1 protein-coding gene is annotated in these 270 nt (G+C 64.1%); it reads right to left on the bottom strand.

Translation table 11 applies throughout. The features are described from left to right. Positions 1–270: hypothetical protein (locus tag DM813_RS28325; protein WP_164897185.1), on the bottom strand; the 270-nt coding region annotated here is incomplete at both ends.

The raw sequence follows: 270 nt of genomic DNA, 5'->3' as shown, positions 1-270 counted from the left end.
TGCCGAGGCCGGCATGGACAAAGCCGAGCATTGGCGCCAACAGGCGCCGGTCCAGGGCATTGCCGGGCATCGCGGTCATCAGGTACTGGTGCAGGGACGAAAACAGTGAAAGCACCAGCTTGAGCCGTTGCGCGTCGAACCAGCGACAGCTGCCCGCAGCAATGGCCGCCTCGACGGTGGCATCCGCCTTGGTGAACAGGTCGGCAACCTTCTCGAACCAGACGCTGGTGCTGTCGAGCACCTCGACCATGTTCTCTGCCGTCAGCGCCT

Source organism: Pseudomonas alkylphenolica (genome assembly GCF_004025535.1).
GTDB lineage: Bacteria > Pseudomonadota > Gammaproteobacteria > Pseudomonadales > Pseudomonadaceae > Aquipseudomonas > Aquipseudomonas alkylphenolica_A.
Note: the sequence above shows the minus strand (reverse complement) of the source record. Positions and strands in the feature narration are given on the sequence as shown.